Source organism: Pseudoalteromonas aurantia 208 (genome assembly GCF_014858725.1).
Lineage (GTDB): Bacteria > Pseudomonadota > Gammaproteobacteria > Enterobacterales > Alteromonadaceae > Pseudoalteromonas > Pseudoalteromonas aurantia.
Map to the genome: position 1 here is coordinate 254,237 of NZ_AQGV01000012.1, position 16,976 is coordinate 271,212.

The window sequence follows — 16,976 nt, forward strand, 5'->3', positions numbered from 1 at the left end:
CTGTATTAGTTAAGAGCATATCAGTATAATGCACAGCAATTACGATATATTGGAACCTATACATGTTTGAAAACCTCCAAGAACGCTTAGGTAAAACGTTAAAAAATATCAGTGGCAGAGGCCGCCTTACTGAAGAAAATATAAAAGATACGCTACGAGAAGTGCGTATGGCATTGCTTGAAGCCGATGTTGCTCTGCCCGTTGTTAGAGAGTTTGTTAAACAAGTAAAAGAACGAGCGGTGGGCGTTGAGGTCACAAAAAGCTTAAGCCCAGGCCAAGTCTTTATCAAAATTGTGCGTGAAGAGCTTGAAAGCGCGATGGGTGAAGCAAATGAAGAGCTTAATTTAGCGGCTCAGCCTCCAGCTGTGGTAATGATGGCTGGTTTGCAAGGTGCGGGTAAAACAACCAGTGTTGCTAAACTTGCTAAATTCTTAAAAGAACGTAAAAAGAAATCAGTATTAGTGGTGAGTGCGGATGTATATCGCCCTGCCGCGATAAAACAGCTAGAGACACTGGCAACTGAAGTGGATGTTGAGTTTTTCCCCAGTGATATTTCGCAAAAGCCAGTAGATATTGCAAACAATGCGATAAGCCATGCGAAGAAGAAGTTTATAGATGTTGTGTTAGTTGATACAGCAGGTCGTTTGCATGTTGATACCGACATGATGGATGAAATTAAAGACCTTCATAATGCAATTACACCAGTAGAAACTTTATTTGTTGTTGATGCGATGACAGGTCAAGATGCGGCAAATACTGCGAAAGCTTTTGGTGAGGCATTACCGCTTACAGGTGTTATTCTGACAAAAACCGACGGTGATGCCCGAGGTGGTGCTGCATTATCTATCCGTCATATTACGGGTAAACCTATTAAGTTTATGGGTGTAGGGGAGAAAACGGATGCACTAGAGCCGTTCCACCCTGACCGTATTGCATCTCGTATTTTGGGGATGGGTGATGTTTTATCACTTATCGAAGAAGTCGAGATGAAAGTCGATAAAGATAAAGCTGCAAAAGTGGCTGAGAAAGTATTTAAAGGTGATGGCTTTACACTGGAAGATTTTGCTGAACAACTAAAGCAAATGAAAAACATGGGCGGCATGATGTCGATGTTAGAGAAACTGCCTGGTATGAATAATTTACCAGATGCTGTTAAAGGGCAAGTAGGGGACAAAACGTTCTTACAAATGGAGGCAATTATTAGCTCTATGACGCCTAAGGAGCGAGCTCGTCCAGATATTATTAAAGGTTCGCGCAAAAAACGTATAGCTGCAGGTTCAGGCACGCAAGTGCAAGACATCAATAAATTGCTTAAGCAGTTTACCCAAATGCAAAAAATGATGAAAAAAATGAAGGGTAAAGGTGGCATGATGAAAATGATGCGCAACATGAAAGGGATGATGCCGCCTGGAATGATGGGCGGTGGTGGTCCTAAGTTCTAGAGCAAAATATCGCTATTTCTTTGATGAAAATAAAAAAGAGGCAACAGCCTCTTTTTTTATTGATTACAAAAGCAGCACCATGTTATGGTTGTTTTTCACCCTCCAGATCAGCATTTAATCTACCTAAGTGTCATTTATCCGCACTTCTTACTTGCATTGTGGCTAAAAACTCGTACAATTCCCCAGCTTCCTATTGTGGGAAGTAAATCTTATTAATGAAAACAGTCAATCTATTCAGAGGACGGTATGGTAACTATTCGTTTGCAACGTGGTGGCGCTAAAAAGCGTCCTTTCTATCAAATTGTGGTTGCGGATAGCCGTTTCTCGCGTGACGGTCGTTTCATCGAGAAAGTAGGTTTCTTTAACCCTATTGCTCAAGGTCAAGAAGAGAAAGTTCGTTTAGACTTAGCCCGTGTTGAACACTGGGTTGGTCAGGGCGCATCTCTAACAGATCGCGTAGCTAAGTTAGTTAAAGACGCTCGTAAAGCGGCTTAATAGGCGTAAGTGTAACCATGAGTCAAGAAAACACCACGATTATTGTAGTAGGTAAGCTTGGTGCTCCTTACGGAATTAAGGGCTGGCTTAAGGTACATTCATTTACTGATGATCCCCAAGGGATCTTCGATTTCAGCCCATGGTTAATAGGGCAACAAGGTAAATGGCAAACCCTTGAAGTGAGCGACTGGCGTCGTCACAACAAGGGCTTTATCGCCAAGTTTGCGCAAGTAAACGACCGAGACGAAGCAATGGCGTATACCAATGCTGAAATTTCAGTCGATTCAGCGCAATTGCCGGAACTTCCTTCTGGGGAGTTTTATTGGCGAGATCTCATTGGCATGTCAGTTGTAACTGATAAAGGTTATGATTTAGGCACTGTTGATGACTTGATGGAGACAGGCTCAAATGACGTTTTGGTTGTGAAAGCAAACAAAAAAGATGCATTTGGTCAATCGGAGCGTTTAATTCCTTTTCTAACTGATTCAGTTATTAAAGAAGTCAAACATGAAGAGAAAAAAATTACTGTTGATTGGGATCCAGGCTTTTAAATGAGTCAGCAAAATCCACTATGGGTAGGAGTGATTTCACTTTTTCCAGAAATGTTTGATGCGATAACCCAACAAGGCGTTACAGGACGTGCAGTTAAAAATGGTTTAATCGATTTTAACTGTTGGAATCCACGAGATTATGCAATTGATAAGCATAGAACCGTAGATGATAGACCTTATGGTGGCGGCCCTGGTATGTTGATGATGGTTCAGCCATTGCAACAGGCTATTTTAGCTGCAAAATCTGCGGCTGGAGAAGGCGCTAAAGTAATTTATATGTCCCCTCAAGGGCGAAAACTAGATCAACAAGGTGCTGCTCAGTTAGCGGCATCTGAAAAATTGATTTTAGTAGCTGGTCGGTATGAAGGTATAGATGAACGGATCATTGAATCTCTTGTAGATGAAGAATGGTCTATTGGTGATTTTATTCTCAGCGGTGGTGAACTACCCGCCATGACACTTATTGACGCAGTCGCGCGATTAGTGCCTGGTGTATTAGGGCACAACCAGTCAGCTGAGCAAGACTCCTTTTCGGATGGCTTGTTAGATTGCCCTCATTATACTCGGCCAGAAACATTGGACGACAAACAGGTGCCTGCTGTATTACTCAGTGGAAACCACCAGGCAATTGCGAAATGGCGCTTAAAGCAGTCATTAGGAAGAACTTGGCTACGACGTCCAGACTTGTTGCGTAACCTAGCTCTGACTGAGGAGCAAGCGGCACTACTCGCTGAATTTCAGCATGAGTACCAAGAAGCTTGTGGCTAGAAGACAGTTACACCTAGGAATGTGAGAAATATAATGGCAAAAGTAAACCAAAATATTATTAAAGCGCTTGAAGAAGAGCAGCTTAAAAAAGACGTACCAGTATTCGGTGCTGGTGATACAGTAGTTGTACAGGTACGTGTAAAAGAAGGTAACAAAGAGCGTCTACAGGCTTTTGAAGGTGTTGTAATCGCTAAGCGTAATCGCGGTCTACATTCAGCTTTCACTGTTCGTAAGATCTCAAACGGTGAAGGTGTTGAGCGTGTATTCCAAACGCACAGCCCTCTTATCGATAGCGTTACAGTTAAGCGTCGCGGTGCAGTTCGTCGTGCTAAGCTTTACTACCTACGTGAGCGTTCAGGTAAATCAGCACGTATTAAAGAAAAACTTAATTAATACGCGCGTTTATCACGCTGAAAAAACAGGCCACTCTTTGAGTGGCCTGTTTTGTTTTGTGCGTTATATTTTTATGACTGCTTATTTTATGTCTTTTCTCATGACTTTGTTCCTGATAGACTGTCTGTATTATATATTTTACACTGTAATTTTAAGTTTACATCTATGGCTAATGGAATTGATTTACATACATTGAGAGAAGGCATTGATGCCTGTGATACTGAATTAGTGGCATTATTAGCGAAGCGTCGCGCATTGACAGAGCAGGTCGGCATTGTTAAACAACAGACAGGTGCACCTTTACATGCACCTGAACGAGAAGCAGAATTGATCTCTGCAAGGCGACAGCAAGCACAAGAAAGTGGTGTTAATCCAGACTTAATCGAAGATATACTCAGGCGAATGATGCGCGAAGCGTATGAGAATCAACAAAGTAAGTTAGCATGTGCTGCTCCAGACCTATCACCTATTGTTATTGTCGGTGGTGAAGGCGCTATGGGACAACTATTTGCGAAACAGTTTCGCCGTTCTGGCTATGAGGTCCGCATTCTCGATAGACCTCAACAAGACAACATATCAGAAGTGCTTGAAGGGGCTAAACTGGTATTAATTAGTGTTCCAATTAACGCGCTTGAAGAAGTCGTTGCAGGATTACCTCCACTAGCTGATGATTGCGTATTAGCTGATATAACGTCTATTAAACAAGGCCCTTTGAAGTGTTTGATGAACAAACATAACGGTCCCGTTGTTGGGCTGCATCCAATGTTTGGCCCAGATATTTCTCACTGGGTAAAGCAGACCGTTGTCGTATGTGATGGTCGATCGCCAGAGGCCTATGCTGGGTTTTTAAAGCAATTGGGTGTTTGGGGTTGTCAGTTGGTCAATATTGATGCAAAGAAACATGATCAAGCGATGCAAATAATCCAAGTTATGCGTCACTTAACAACGTTTGTTTATGGTCGGTTTTTAGCAAAACAGTGTCATACTTTGGAAGAGCTAAGAAGCTGTTCTTCCCCAATATATCAACTTGAACTAATGATGGTTGGACGGTTATTCGCTCAATCTCCTGAGCTTTACTCAGATATTATGCTCGCCCAATACAACGATGTAGAAGGGCTACTAGCGAGTTACCAAGATACTTTTTCTGGCACGTTGGATATGTTGAAAAAAGGCGATAAAGCGGCGCTGATAGATGCATTTGCTGATGCCAAACAGTACTTTTCCAGTTGTGTAACTCAGTTTTTATCGCAAAGTCGTGGCCTATTAAATAAAGCCAACGATTCAAAAGTACTAGATTGACAAATCGAGTTAAAAATAGCGGATTGTCCGCTATTTTTAACTGATAAAATTAAAGTACGTCTACAGCTTGTAAAGATTCACTTTGATAGCACCCTAAAATACGAATAAATTGAGTACACTCTTTGAGTTGTTCTAGTGCTTTTTGCACTTTAGGCTCTGCAGTATTTGCAAGTAAGTCCACATAAAAGACTTCTTCCCACGGATTACCAGGAACCGGCCTTGATTCTAGTTTGACCATATTAATATTATGAAGTTTAAAAATCATTAATGCGTCAGCCAATGAACCAACTTGCTGTTTTGTCGCCATTATTAAGCTGATTTTTGTTGGGAGCTGTGTTGAAACTTGCAGCGATTGACGAGCTACAACAATGAAACGACTGTGGTTTTCAGCCTGATTGGCTAAGGCCGTTTTTACAACTTCGAGGCCAACATTTTTACCGGCTTGAGCTGAGGCAATTGCCGCACTGTTTGGTGTTTCTAACGCGCATTGTATTGCACTGGAAGTTGAGTCACAAGTTTCTTGTTGTAGCTCACCTAAACCTTGCAGGAAGCGGCTGCATTGTGCAAATGGCTGGTGATGTGCAAAGATTTTAGTAATATCTTTTAACTCTGTTCCAGGGTTACTTAACAAGCAGTGTTCAACGGTTTGCGTAACTTCCCCAACAATGGAGACTTGCGCATGTTGAAGTAAATCGAAAACTTCATTTATACTCCCTGAACTGGTATTTTCAATTGGAAGTAAGCCATAGTCAGCTTTACCTTGTTCAACTTGCTCCGTTATTTTATCGAATGTAGAGCAACCCATTTCTACAATTTTACCGGGCCGACGGCTAAAGTATTTGTGACAGGCTAATTGACTATAAGACCCTTGGCCGCCTAAATATGCGACTCGGTGTGTATCGCCAAGCACTTGTGGGTTTAGGCTTTTTTGCAATAAAGCCTGCTGGTTTAAAACAGAGTCTTCAAGGATGGTTTGAAAAACACTGTTGACATAAAAGGCGTCTAATCCCAGTGATTTACCATAGCTAATTAGTTTTTCTAACAGTGCTTGCTCTCGTTCCTCATCTCGAATAGGTTTGCTGTTCGCAATTTTGTATTCTAATACACTGTGGCTAATACGACGGCGTTTTGCTAGCAGCACCATTAAGTCCGCATCTATTTCATTGATGTCGTGACGAAGTGCATTTAATGTATTTTCAGTCATAGGTCCTCATTCCCAATGGCAAAAAAAAACCTCCCAGTTGGGAGGCTTAGCTATTTGATTTACTCACAAACAGTTCAGCCTCTTCACCTAAAGAAGCTAAAAAAGAAATATGTAATGTGCGTAATTATGATTTTCATAGTTTTTTCGAACAATCGAATAACTTAAATTACATACATTATTACCACACTTTAAATTAGTTCGACAAGTTATTATTTTGTGTAATTAGATTTATGACACATAATTGTTTCAGTGGGGGGGTGATACGCGCGTGACTTAAGCAACAAGGATCTGTTATATTAATTCGAATCTTTATAGAAAAATTACAATTATGATAAGGGTTTAACCGTGGTCAATCGTAGACCCCCTTCGAGGTTTGGAGCCAACTCCTTAAGTGTTAAACTGTCGATGTTGATTTCGGCGGTGTGTTTGGTTGCGGGGATCTTCGCAGCGGCACTCATGCTGAAATCAGAAGAGAGACAGCTAATTTATGAAGAATACGCAGAGTTAAAGCGAGTTAGTGGTCAGGCGGTTACTCAATTTAGCCAGTATCTTGAATTAAAAACCAGTTTGGCGGAACAAGCAAATGCAGTTGTGGCCAAGCAGCTATTCACCGGGGAAAATTTAACATTAACACCGGCAAAGTTGAATGTCGTTGATCTTGATGGAGCATTTAGAAGCACTGCAAAAAATGGGTTATCTGCGGCGTATTTATCGTCAAGTGAGTTAAGCACAAAAGACAAGTCCTTGTTTTCTCAGTCAGAATCATTGTGGAACATCATTGCACCACCATTATTACAAGATTTTTTCAATTTTTATTTAGTAACACAGCGAAATTTTGTCCGTATAGCGCCTCCCAATATTTTATTAAATAGCAAACCAAAACAAGCGTTATTTAGCACGCATACATTGCCTCTGTTGAGAGAAGAGTTAAACCCTACTAGGGAAGCGATTTGGTCTCGGGTTCATTTTGACGATGTTTGGAATAAATGGGTTATCAGTATTCTGGTCCCTCTTTATCACAATGATCGCTATTTAGGTTTTACGGGAACAGATCTTGAGTTAGATACTCTGTTGTCGCATTTACCAGCCCCAGATACGAGGCAAGGATTTATAATATTTGACCAACAAGGCAAGATTATTGCGGCGCCAAACTTCGGCAAACAAAACCAAGGAGCTAAATTGACTAATGAAGAAGCATTGTCGATTCCAGCTTTAAGCAATGTGATTGAGTCAGCCTTGTTGGTTAAGCTGCCTGAGTTTCAAGATGAATTTATTCATGAGAATGAAGATCATATTATTAATATTAAACAATTAAAGCAATTGGATTGGTATATAGGTGTATATAAAAAAAGGGATTCTGCGTTATCGGCGCTGGAAGAATTGAAAGTTAAGTTTTTTGGCTTATTCTTGCTGTATGCGCTATTTGTCGCACTGTTGCTGCATCAAGTGCTATATCAATTAGTATTGGGTCGCATCAATGTGTTAGTTAATGCGGTTGTGGGCTTTGGTCGAGGCCAGTGGGATATGCCGTCAATGCCCAGTAGTAAAGATGAGATTGGTCAGTTAAATGCGTCTTTTAACGACATGAGTACGGAGATAAAAAAATTAGTTAGCGGCCTGAATCAACGTATTACGGAAAAAGAAATAGCAGAAAAAGCCGCAAATAGATTGTCAAAGGCCGTTTCATTTTCTGGTACTGCTGTGGTTATTACGAATGAACATTTTCAAGTGGAATATGTAAATCCCAAAATGTTGGAAATGACAGGCTTTGAAGAAGGTCACTTTTTAGGAAAGTCATTACTGAATATAATCTCAAAAGATATGGCAATATTGGTTGATGATATCGATATTGACCTGCGCAGTCGTAATTACTGGCGTGGTGATACCATGCTTGAAGGGGCAGGACCTAAGCCTATTTGGGTGAGTCTAAGTATTTCTCCAATCAGAGAAGATGGAGGGCAAATCTCTAGTTATGTGGCATCTGCGCAAGATATTTCTTTTGTAAAAGAAAGTCAGAGAAAAATGGAAGAGCTCGCATACTTTGATACATTAACAGGGCTTGCTAATAGAACCTTCTTTAGAATGCAGCTCCGAAAATCAATGGCACTGGCTGAGCGCGGTCACTATGCATTTGCTTTGTTTTATTTTGACCTTGATGAGTTTAAGCGAATTAACGATACGTTAGGTCATGATGCCGGTGATCGGTTATTGGTTGAAGTTGCTGAACGGTTAAAACTGCGGTTAAGATCAGAAGATACTATTGCACGACTTGGTGGCGATGAATTTGCTGTGCTACTAAGTGGTATCGAGAAACGTGAAAATGCAATGGAAGTGGCACATATTATTCAGCGTACTTTAAATCAGCCAATTAAACTCGGTAATAATGAAGTGATTGTTAGTGCCAGTATTGGCATAACAATGGCGCCTTTTGACAGTCAAGAAGAGGAGCAATTGCTTAAGCATGCTGATTTAGCGATGTATGAAGCAAAAGCCAAAGGACGAAATACCTTCCACTTCTATTCTCAGGAATTGGACGCTGCTGCGAATGAACGACTCTATATTGAAAATGAACTTAGGCAAGCTATTAAATCAAAACAGTTTTCACTTTATTATCAGCCTCAGGTTGATTGCAAGACACTGAAAATTGTTGGTTATGAAGCGTTGATCCGTTGGAAACATCCTGATAAAGGCATGATCCCTCCGACGAAATTTATTCCAATTGCTGAAGCTACAGGGCTTATTGTGGAGTTGGGTGCATGGGTATTGGAAGAAGCCTGTATGTTCTCAATGCGATTGCAGCGTCAAGGGCGCTCGGGAAATATGTCAATCAACCTCTCTGCAAGGCAATTTAAAGATGCGCACTTAATAGCAGAAATATCCGATGTTTTAGAACGAACACAAATGCCACCAAGCCTATTACATGTGGAATTAACCGAAAGTATGTTAATGGGAGATGTAGAAGCGGCAATTGCACAGTTACATCAGATGAAAGATCTGGGTATTGGGTTGTCAATTGATGATTTTGGAACAGGCTACTCTTCTCTGAGTTATTTGAAACGATTCCCTGTCGATAGCTTAAAGGTGGATAGATCGTTTGTTAAAGATATTCCGGATGACTCTAATGACATGGAAATTACGGCGGCTATTATTGCGATGGCGCAAAAACTTAAGTTGCAGGTTGTCGCTGAAGGGGTAGAGACTAAAGAGCAAGTTGCGTTTTTAAAACGTAATAATTGTTTTATTGTTCAGGGATATTATTACAGTCCTCCTTTACCAGAACATGAAATAGAGATATTTAGATCTCAACTACAAGATAAAGCCGGTATTTAACCACCGGCTATTTTTACTTTAAACTTAAGAGACTCAAGAATAAGTTTGAGTTTGTTCCTGTCATCGCCTTGGACTTCAATGATGTTTTCTTTTAGCGCACCACCTTGTCCCATTTTGCTTTTTAAGGTCTTAGCCAATTTCTTTAAATCATGGACTTGAGGGTCAACACCAACAACCAGCATGACGCCTTTACCTTTACGGCCTTTGGTCTGCCGTTCAATTCGTATAGCACCATCTTTAAATATTTTTGCTGGTGAATCAACTTGAGGCTCATCTACTTTAATTCGACCAATGTCGGTTGAATATACTAAGCGATTTTCTGACATTTTTTACCTAAATCCTATTGTATGTTATGCCTATCTTTGCATTTTAGATATATTATTTGCTGATACCAAGCTTATTTTTATGCTTAGGAGTAAGAGAAACGCAAATAAAAAAAATAAATTACATTTGATGACGTTTATTTTTGGCGAAAAAATGTATAAGCGTTATATTTAAATCAGTGCACGGATAACAAATTCAAACCATATTAGGAGCTTAAGATGAGTTTGAGCAAGAATGCTTCATCGGATGGAAAAACATTGACCATCCAGATCAGGGGAAAGTTCGATTTTAATTTAGTTCAGTCATTTCGACAGGCCTATGCTGAAGTGGGCGAACAAACAGAAAAAGTAGTTATAGACCTGCGTGAAACCGATTATATGGATAGTTCTGCGTTAGGTATGTTACTTAATATGAAAAAAACATTGGGGGATTCCATAGGCAGTATTCACATAAGTAATTGTAGACCCCAGCTTAAAAAAATATTACAAATATCTCGGTTTGATAAGAAGTTTGATATTGATTAATTCATAATGTAAGGCTTAAGTCTGTGCGAATTCTCGTTGTTGATGACCAGCCGCTTAATTGTACTTTGCTTAAAGCGATGCTTGAGCAACAAAGCTATCATGTAGAAGTAGCGAATGATGGATGTCAGGCACTAGAAGTATTACAAAGTACGGACATAGATATCGTGCTGTTGGATGTAATGATGCCGGTTATGGATGGCTTTGAAGCGGCTCCAAAAATAAAACAATTGGCTGGTGATGTTTATTTACCAGTGATTTTTATTACTGCGCTTGAAGACCATGCGAGCTTTGAAAAATGTTTGGCTGTGGGTGGCGATGACTTTATTCATAAACCATTTGACCGAATTATACTGTCGGCAAAAATTAAGGCACATGCTAGAACTCGTAAATTGAGCCAAGAAGCCCACTTGCAAAAGAAACAGCTTGAGTATCATTATAATCAAACCGAACGTGAGCATGAGATTGTAGAACACATCTTTAGTAATGCGTTGTCTCAACAAGTAAAATTTCCCCATCATTGTGATTATCACCTCTCACCGGCTTCAATGTTTAACGGGGATATGTTTTTGATGGCACGCAGCCCAATGGGTGGGTTTTATTGCTTATTAGGTGATTTTACTGGGCATGGACTTGCGGCCGCTGTTGGTGCATTACCCGCCTCTCGTGTTTTTTACACCATGGTGAATAAAGGCATGGCTGTAAATGATATTGCATTTGAGCTGAATAATGTCTTGTATACACTGTTACCTGGCCATATGTTTTGTGCCGCAGCAATTGTTGAACTGAGTGAATCAGGTAAGAGTATTTCAGCTTGGATTGGGGGGTTACCTGACTTATATTTGATTGATCAAGAAGGGGTAGTAATTCGAACTCTAGAAGCGCAACATATGGCGTTGGGTATTTTGGATGAAGAGGAGTTTGAGAGACACTTAATTCACTTAGAAGTTAAGCCAGATCAGCGACTGGTTATGGCTACAGATGGGATCATTGAAACAGAAAGTAAGCAAGGCGATATGTTTGGAGAAGAGTTACTAAAAAGTGCGCTATTAAGCATACCTATGGTAACAACTGCGGATATTATCGAGAAAGTACATACATTTTCTGAACACGGAGAACAACAAGATGATTTGAGTATTGCGATCATTAACTGTATTGCAAGTGAAGCACTTCGTACTGAGTCAACGACTTACTCTAAGTTGCCTTTTAGTATTTCGATGAGTTTAAATGCGGGTCAAATGAAGGACAGTGATCCTATTCTAGAGTTGGTTGATGTTTTAAGTCAGCTTGAAGGAATTAATGAGCATAGGTCAAACATTTTTTTATTACTTTCTGAAGCTTATAACAATTCATTAGATCATGGCGTATTGGGTTTAGATTCTGAGATTAAAAATCAAGATGAAGGTTTTTTCGAGTTTTATCAATTACGTGAGCAAGCACTAGTTTGTCTTACGGATGCATTAATTATAATTTCAGCCCGTTATTGTCCTGACTCCCTCAGCTTATTCTTTTCTATATGTGATTCTGGTAATGGTTTTCGCAATCAAGAAAGTAATGATACAGAGTTACATAGAGAGCATGGCCGAGGGCTGAGCTTATTGAATGAAATAGCACAAAGCGTAAGGTATAACCACGCTGGAAATGAGGTTGAAATGGTGTATTCATTGCAATAAATCATACCTGCTTAGAGGAATAACTATTTTCCCCTTAATTTGACCTCTTTTTAATATTCGCTGAGTGAGTTACTTTTAAACGTCCCCAATATCTTTAGTACGCTAATTACGTAACTTGGTACAGCAATTATTTGCAAATGTGTCGTTTCATGATAATCTCCATTTATACCTTTAGATGTATGGATGGCTAAATGATTTCTGAATACCTTGATCGCGCAAATTTAAATGTGGATGTACTGCAAGTGGAGCAAGCATTAGTAGAACTGGATAACTATCTTGCTGAGTCGGATAATACACACGGCGCAATTTGGTCATTCAGGATCCCCGAATTAGGAGAAGGGGGAGCATGTAGTCTGTTTGGACATTTACAAGATGAACCTTTTGAACTTAGTCAATACATAGAATACTCAGAGAAAAATAGTCTGAGTTTAAGCCAATTACAGACAATTGTTCAATTTATCAAGCAAAGAACACATGTAGATTGGTTCGGGGTTTATCAAAATACGAAGACAGGAGAGGGACTTCAACTCCTAAAATTGGCATATATTGGTGCGCCAAGTAGACCTTTATTTCCAATAAATACGTTATTTTCTCAAACGAGTAATAATGTCCAAGTTGCTATGTCTGGCCATGGTCGGGTGATTAATAACGTTCAGGACTATATTGCAAATGGTGGAGAATATTATACATGCGATCCAAAAGTACAATCTGAAAGTTGTTTACCACTTTATAATGAGAAAATGCAATGCATTGGGATCATTGATGCTGAAGCATTTCGGAATGATTTTTTTACAGCAGAAACTTTAGCTTTACTAATCGCTGTTTGCATTAGAATTCCTCAATATTTACCGTGATGTGAAGACTCGTGTTATAGCTAATTTATGTTACTATAAACACAGTTTTAATCCCCGTTTATTCAGTGCATATAAGCTATTACGCCAATTAGCTATATGCTGATATTACACTAATAAAAGAGATAACCCATGTTCTCAACATTGAAACCATTACCGACAGATCCGATCCTTGGTCTTATGGCTGCATACAAGCAAGATACAAACCCAAATAAAATTGACTTGGGTGTAGGTGTATATAAAGACGAGCAAGGTAATACTCCTGTATTAAAAGCGGTAAAAAAAGCAGAAGCATTTCGATTAGAAAACGAAACAACAAAATCATATATTGGACTTGCTGGAAATTTAGATTTTTGCCAAAAAATGGAATCACTCTTGCTTGGTGAACACCGCGCATTGCTTGCTAATAGAGTACGCACAGCACAAACTCCAGGCGGAACGGGAGCACTGCGCGTAGCAGCGGAGTTTATTAAACGTTGTAATACCAATGCAACCGTATGGGTAACGACACCAACATGGGCCAATCACATCAGCTTGTTTGAAGCTGCTGGGTTAACGGTGAAAGAATACCCTTATTATGATTATGAAAATAAGGGTTTACTGTTTGATGAGATGATCAAGACACTGAAGCAAGTTCCTAAAGGTGATGTCGTTTTATTACATGCATGTTGTCATAACCCAAGTGGCATGGATTTAAATGAAGCACAGTGGAAAGTCGTTGCAGAACTTGCAAAAGATGTTGGTTTTACACCTTTAGTTGATATTGCTTATCAAGGCTTTGGTAGCAGCTTAGATGAAGACGCAAAAGGCTTACGTTTGTTGGCTGATACAGTTGAAGAAATGTTGATTTGTTCTTCATGTTCAAAGAACTTTGGTTTGTATCGAGAGCGTATTGGCGCATGTTCACTTATTTCAAATGATAGTACAACCGCAGATGTATCAAACTCGGTACTATTGAGTGTGGTTCGAAGTATTTATTCAATGCCACCAGCACACGGTGCAGATATTGTTAATACAATTTTGAGTAGCTCTGAACTGACACAACTTTGGCATGATGAGCTAGATGAAATGCGTAGTCGTATTAATGGTTTACGAACTTTAATAAAAAGTAGCTTAGCCGAGAAAGGCGTTGCGCAAGATTTCTCATTCATAGATCAACAAAATGGTATGTTTTCATTTTTGGGTATTAATAAAGAGCAAATTGATCGTTTGCAAAAAGAATATGCGATTTACATTGTGGGCTCGAGTCGAGTTAATGTTGCAGGTGTAAGCCAGACAAATATAGATTATTTCTCGAACGCGATTGCTGATGTGCTAAAGTGATTTTGATATCAAGTATAAAAAAACCGCTCTATGAGCGGTTTTTTTTATGCTTGATTAATATTTGCTACTTTTTCATCATCCGCATCTGTCTCTGGCTTCTTGGCTTTTTTTGGTGTCTCAGGCTTCACACCTTTTAGCACAGATAGAAATTCATCTTTTCGCTTCGCGATTTCTAGCGCTAACGACTCAACTTGTTGCTCACTGAGAGGGACGTCTACTTTCGCTAACATCTGCTCAAGGGATTCAGCAACATCTAGCATTTTATCGTATGCATCAGCCTCTTTTTTACTGGTAAAGGTCATGCGCTCGACTCCGTTTCTTTCTACAACATACTTAATAACAACAGCCATGATCACTCCTGCGTAATACTGTTTTTTTATACAGTAATCGTTTGAATTGTAACTTGCAAGAAGATTATCATAGTTCTTAATCGAATAATATGTTGAAAAATTAAAGTACTCAATTATAAAAATAGTTTATAAACAGGTGGTTAGTTATTTTTAGTACGATTTATATTTGACAAAGATTAGTCTGAGAACTTTATTTAAAGTGCCTAATAGATTTTAGGATGTTTACATGTGAGAACATTGTTCTCAGTAATATAGTATGACCATTTCCAGGAGGGAAATATGCATATAAGAAATATCTTGTTAGTCACATCAATATTATTCAGTACTTTCAATCACGCCGTTGAAAATGAGCAGCCACTGCCATTAGAAGAGACACGGTCAACAAGTCACAATAAGTTTGAATTAGTTAATATTAATTTTGCACATTGGCAGGAGCTCGCAGTATTACCAGGGATTGGTGAAAAAAAAGCGCAAGCAATCATTAACTATCGCAGTCAGCATGGTAATTTCCTTGATTTAGCATCATTGGGGGAAGTTAAAGGGATTGGCCAAGGCATATTGTTGAAACTTGAAGGGAAGGTGAGTTTTTAGCAGAGGGTAGCAACACAAGCCAGTTAGGCTTGTGTTGTCTTATTTTCTTGGAAATTACGAATAGCGTGCATGAGGTGAGGTTTGGCAAAGCATATTTCAATAGGTGAGGTTAGGAGTGGGTATAATAGGCCTGCAATGAGCAAAAGAGGGATCAATTTCCAGCCCTCAATATATGCGAAACTAACAAAGAAAGGCACTAGCACACAGAGTTTGGCGATGCGAAGTAGCACTTTTTGCATTGGGGGTAGCGCATCGATAGCTAATGCTAATATTTGTTGTCTTTCTCGAGTTTTGAAAGTTGCTAAACTTACTATTTGACTGAGTTTCCAAACGAACATTATGATTGCCTTTTTGAACAAAATAAATATGCAGCAAAGGCCGTGATAAAGCAAACACTATAAAACGCAAAAATTACTTCCATCCAATTAGGCATGCTCATATTCATAAATTGCCAATCAATATTGCCGCAATCACCGGTTGCAGCAAAAAATGAAGGAAGCCATTCATGTAATGGTAAAAACTCTGGAAAGTTTGGCACAATGTCACATGTAAATGCGAATGGGTCAGTGGTTGTTTGCATATTGGTGTGTTCTCTTGCAATTAGCCAGCCCCAAATACTGGCCAGGCCCCAACCTGAAAACCCGACAATCTTAAAAATTGTATTACTTGGATTTATTGCGCCAACCAACCCAGCAAATAATAATCCAAGCATTGCTGTACGCTGGTAGATACACATAATACAGGGGGCTAGTTCCATCTGATATTGAAAAAATAACGCGACGGCTTCAAATACAAATGCACTGACAGCCAGCAGTACCCATGCGGGTCGAGAGTGAGACAGTGAAGATATCCAATTCATAATCATTCCTATTATTTTTGCGTATTATGTGCCATCACAGGAGTGTACTGCAACTATTGTTAGATAAAACGCATATCAATAGGCTGGTATAGAGATCTTTGCTTGTTAGTTGTCAATCATCTGGTACAATCAGTGGCTTAATGAAATGATGCAGTCGCATATTTAACGAAGTGGTGTTAGATGAGAATTTTCAAAGCCAAAAGCCCAGCAGGATTTGCTGAGGAATATATTGTCGAATCAATTTGGAACGGTGAATTTCCACCGGGTTCTATCTTGCCTGCTGAGCGTGAATTATCAGAATTAATTGGTGTTACCAGAACCACGTTGCGTGAGGTACTCCAGCGTTTGGCTCGAGACGGTTGGTTAACTATTCAGCATGGTAAGCCTACTCGAGTAAATAATTTCTGGGAAACTTCAGGTTTGAATATTCTTGAGACGTTAGCGCGACTTGATGAAGATAAAATGCCTGAACTAACTGATCAACTGTTATCAGCTCGTACAAATATTAGCGCGATCTACACTCGAGCTGCAATAAAAGTGAATCCAGAGCAAGTTGTTGAGATTTTATCAAAAAGTGATGAATTAGAAGATACAGCAGATGCATTTGCTGAATATGATTATCGTGTCCATCATCAGTTGGCTGCTGCAGGAAATAATCGAATTTACGTGTTAGTTCTTAATGGGTTTAAAGGCTTATACTCAAAAATTGGTGGGCATTACTTTTCAGATCCACGTACACGTGAATTAGCAAGGCAGTTTTATAAAGATTTAACTGTTTTGGCACAGCATAAAGATCATGACGGTGCGATATCATTGATGCGTAAGTATGGTCACCAAAGTGGTGAAATATGGTCGCAACTGCGAGGCGAAATGCCAGCGAATATTATGGACTAAAAGTCAATTAGAAAAGCCTCGCATAGCGAGGCTTTTTTGTACTCCATTACCAAACGTTTTCGCCTAACTATACCATCCAAAAAACAGATTACTCTCATCGTTAAAATC

The 16,976-nt window shown here is 39.5% G+C and carries 17 protein-coding genes; 13 read left to right on the forward strand and 4 right to left on the reverse strand.

Translation table 11 applies throughout. From position 1 onward, the window contains the following. Positions 1–62 precede the first annotated feature (62 nt). From ffh to tyrA, 6 genes are all read left to right on the forward strand, one after another. Positions 63–1,442, forward strand: a complete 1,380-nt coding sequence (gene ffh, locus PAUR_RS05180; protein ID WP_192506751.1) for a signal recognition particle protein — start codon at positions 63–65, stop codon at positions 1,440–1,442. Between the two features lie 246 nt (positions 1,443–1,688). Next, on the forward strand, positions 1,689–1,937 hold the full coding sequence (gene rpsP, locus PAUR_RS05185) for a 30S ribosomal protein S16 (RefSeq protein WP_138589647.1): 249 nt from the start codon (positions 1,689–1,691) through the stop codon (positions 1,935–1,937). Between the two features lie 17 nt (positions 1,938–1,954). Next, entirely contained in the window at positions 1,955–2,488 is a 534-nt protein-coding gene (rimM, locus tag PAUR_RS05190; protein WP_192506752.1) for a ribosome maturation factor RimM, read from the forward strand. Then, entirely contained in the window at positions 2,489–3,256 is a 768-nt protein-coding gene (trmD, locus tag PAUR_RS05195; protein WP_192506753.1) for a tRNA (guanosine(37)-N1)-methyltransferase TrmD, read from the forward strand. A 33-nt stretch (positions 3,257–3,289) separates the two neighbouring features. Next, the gene (gene rplS / locus PAUR_RS05200; RefSeq protein ID WP_010362248.1) at positions 3,290–3,649 is read left to right on the forward strand and encodes a 50S ribosomal protein L19; all 360 of its coding nucleotides are present in this window, start codon (positions 3,290–3,292) and stop codon (positions 3,647–3,649) included. A gap of 165 nt (positions 3,650–3,814) precedes the next feature. Beyond that, complete coding sequence (gene tyrA / locus PAUR_RS05205; RefSeq protein ID WP_192506754.1) at positions 3,815–4,948, forward strand: bifunctional chorismate mutase/prephenate dehydrogenase; 1,134 nt, start codon at positions 3,815–3,817, stop codon at positions 4,946–4,948. 49 nt (positions 4,949–4,997) lie between these two features. Here tyrA and PAUR_RS05210 read toward each other — a convergent pair whose 3' ends face one another. Next, positions 4,998–6,152: a chorismate mutase gene (locus tag PAUR_RS05210; protein WP_192506755.1), complete on the reverse strand. Its 1,155-nt coding sequence runs from the start codon at positions 6,150–6,152 to the stop codon at positions 4,998–5,000. Positions 6,153–6,497: 345 nt separating this feature from the next. Between PAUR_RS05210 and PAUR_RS05215 the strand changes: the two genes are divergently transcribed. After that, positions 6,498–9,482, forward strand: a complete 2,985-nt coding sequence (locus PAUR_RS05215) for a bifunctional diguanylate cyclase/phosphodiesterase (RefSeq protein WP_192506756.1) — start codon at positions 6,498–6,500, stop codon at positions 9,480–9,482. Here the strand turns inward: PAUR_RS05215 and PAUR_RS05220 are convergent. Beyond that, complete coding sequence (locus tag PAUR_RS05220; RefSeq protein WP_192506757.1) at positions 9,479–9,808, reverse strand: SUI1 family translation initiation factor; 330 nt, start codon at positions 9,806–9,808, stop codon at positions 9,479–9,481. The genes PAUR_RS05215 and PAUR_RS05220 overlap by 4 nt on opposite strands. Positions 9,809–10,024: 216 nt before the next feature. Between PAUR_RS05220 and PAUR_RS05225 the strand changes: the two genes are divergently transcribed. The 4 genes from PAUR_RS05225 to PAUR_RS05240 all read left to right on the forward strand — a co-directional run bounded on the left by PAUR_RS05225 (position 10,025) and on the right by PAUR_RS05240 (position 14,174). Further along, positions 10,025–10,330 (forward strand): STAS domain-containing protein, encoded by a 306-nt coding sequence (locus PAUR_RS05225; protein WP_192506758.1) that lies wholly within the window; start codon positions 10,025–10,027, stop codon positions 10,328–10,330. Between the two features lie 23 nt (positions 10,331–10,353). Beyond that, entirely contained in the window at positions 10,354–12,000 is a 1,647-nt protein-coding gene (locus PAUR_RS05230; protein WP_192506759.1) for a SpoIIE family protein phosphatase, read from the forward strand. A 191-nt stretch (positions 12,001–12,191) separates the two neighbouring features. After that, the gene (locus tag PAUR_RS05235; protein WP_192506760.1) at positions 12,192–12,854 is read left to right on the forward strand and encodes a GAF domain-containing protein; all 663 of its coding nucleotides are present in this window, start codon (positions 12,192–12,194) and stop codon (positions 12,852–12,854) included. Positions 12,855–12,983: 129 nt separating this feature from the next. Next, the gene (locus PAUR_RS05240) at positions 12,984–14,174 is read left to right on the forward strand and encodes an amino acid aminotransferase (protein WP_192506761.1); all 1,191 of its coding nucleotides are present in this window, start codon (positions 12,984–12,986) and stop codon (positions 14,172–14,174) included. A 44-nt stretch (positions 14,175–14,218) separates the two neighbouring features. Here the strand turns inward: PAUR_RS05240 and PAUR_RS05245 are convergent, their stop codons facing one another. Further along, on the reverse strand, positions 14,219–14,524 hold the full coding sequence (locus tag PAUR_RS05245) for a YebG family protein (RefSeq protein WP_192506762.1): 306 nt from the start codon (positions 14,522–14,524) through the stop codon (positions 14,219–14,221). A gap of 279 nt (positions 14,525–14,803) precedes the next feature. On the opposite strand from PAUR_RS05245, the gene PAUR_RS05250 reads away from it, so the two are divergent. Then, positions 14,804–15,115 carry a ComEA family DNA-binding protein gene (locus PAUR_RS05250; RefSeq protein ID WP_192506763.1) on the forward strand — a complete coding sequence of 104 codons (312 nt, stop codon included), beginning with the start codon at positions 14,804–14,806 and terminating at the stop codon, positions 15,113–15,115. A gap of 337 nt (positions 15,116–15,452) precedes the next feature. Here the strand turns inward: PAUR_RS05250 and dsbB are convergent, their stop codons facing one another. Beyond that, positions 15,453–15,974 (reverse strand): disulfide bond formation protein DsbB, encoded by a 522-nt coding sequence (dsbB, locus tag PAUR_RS05260; RefSeq protein ID WP_192506765.1) that lies wholly within the window; start codon positions 15,972–15,974, stop codon positions 15,453–15,455. Between the two features lie 180 nt (positions 15,975–16,154). On the opposite strand from dsbB, the gene fadR reads away from it, so the two are divergent. After that, positions 16,155–16,868 (forward strand): fatty acid metabolism transcriptional regulator FadR, encoded by a 714-nt coding sequence (fadR, locus tag PAUR_RS05265; RefSeq protein ID WP_192506766.1) that lies wholly within the window; start codon positions 16,155–16,157, stop codon positions 16,866–16,868. Positions 16,869–16,976: the final 108 nt, after the last annotated feature.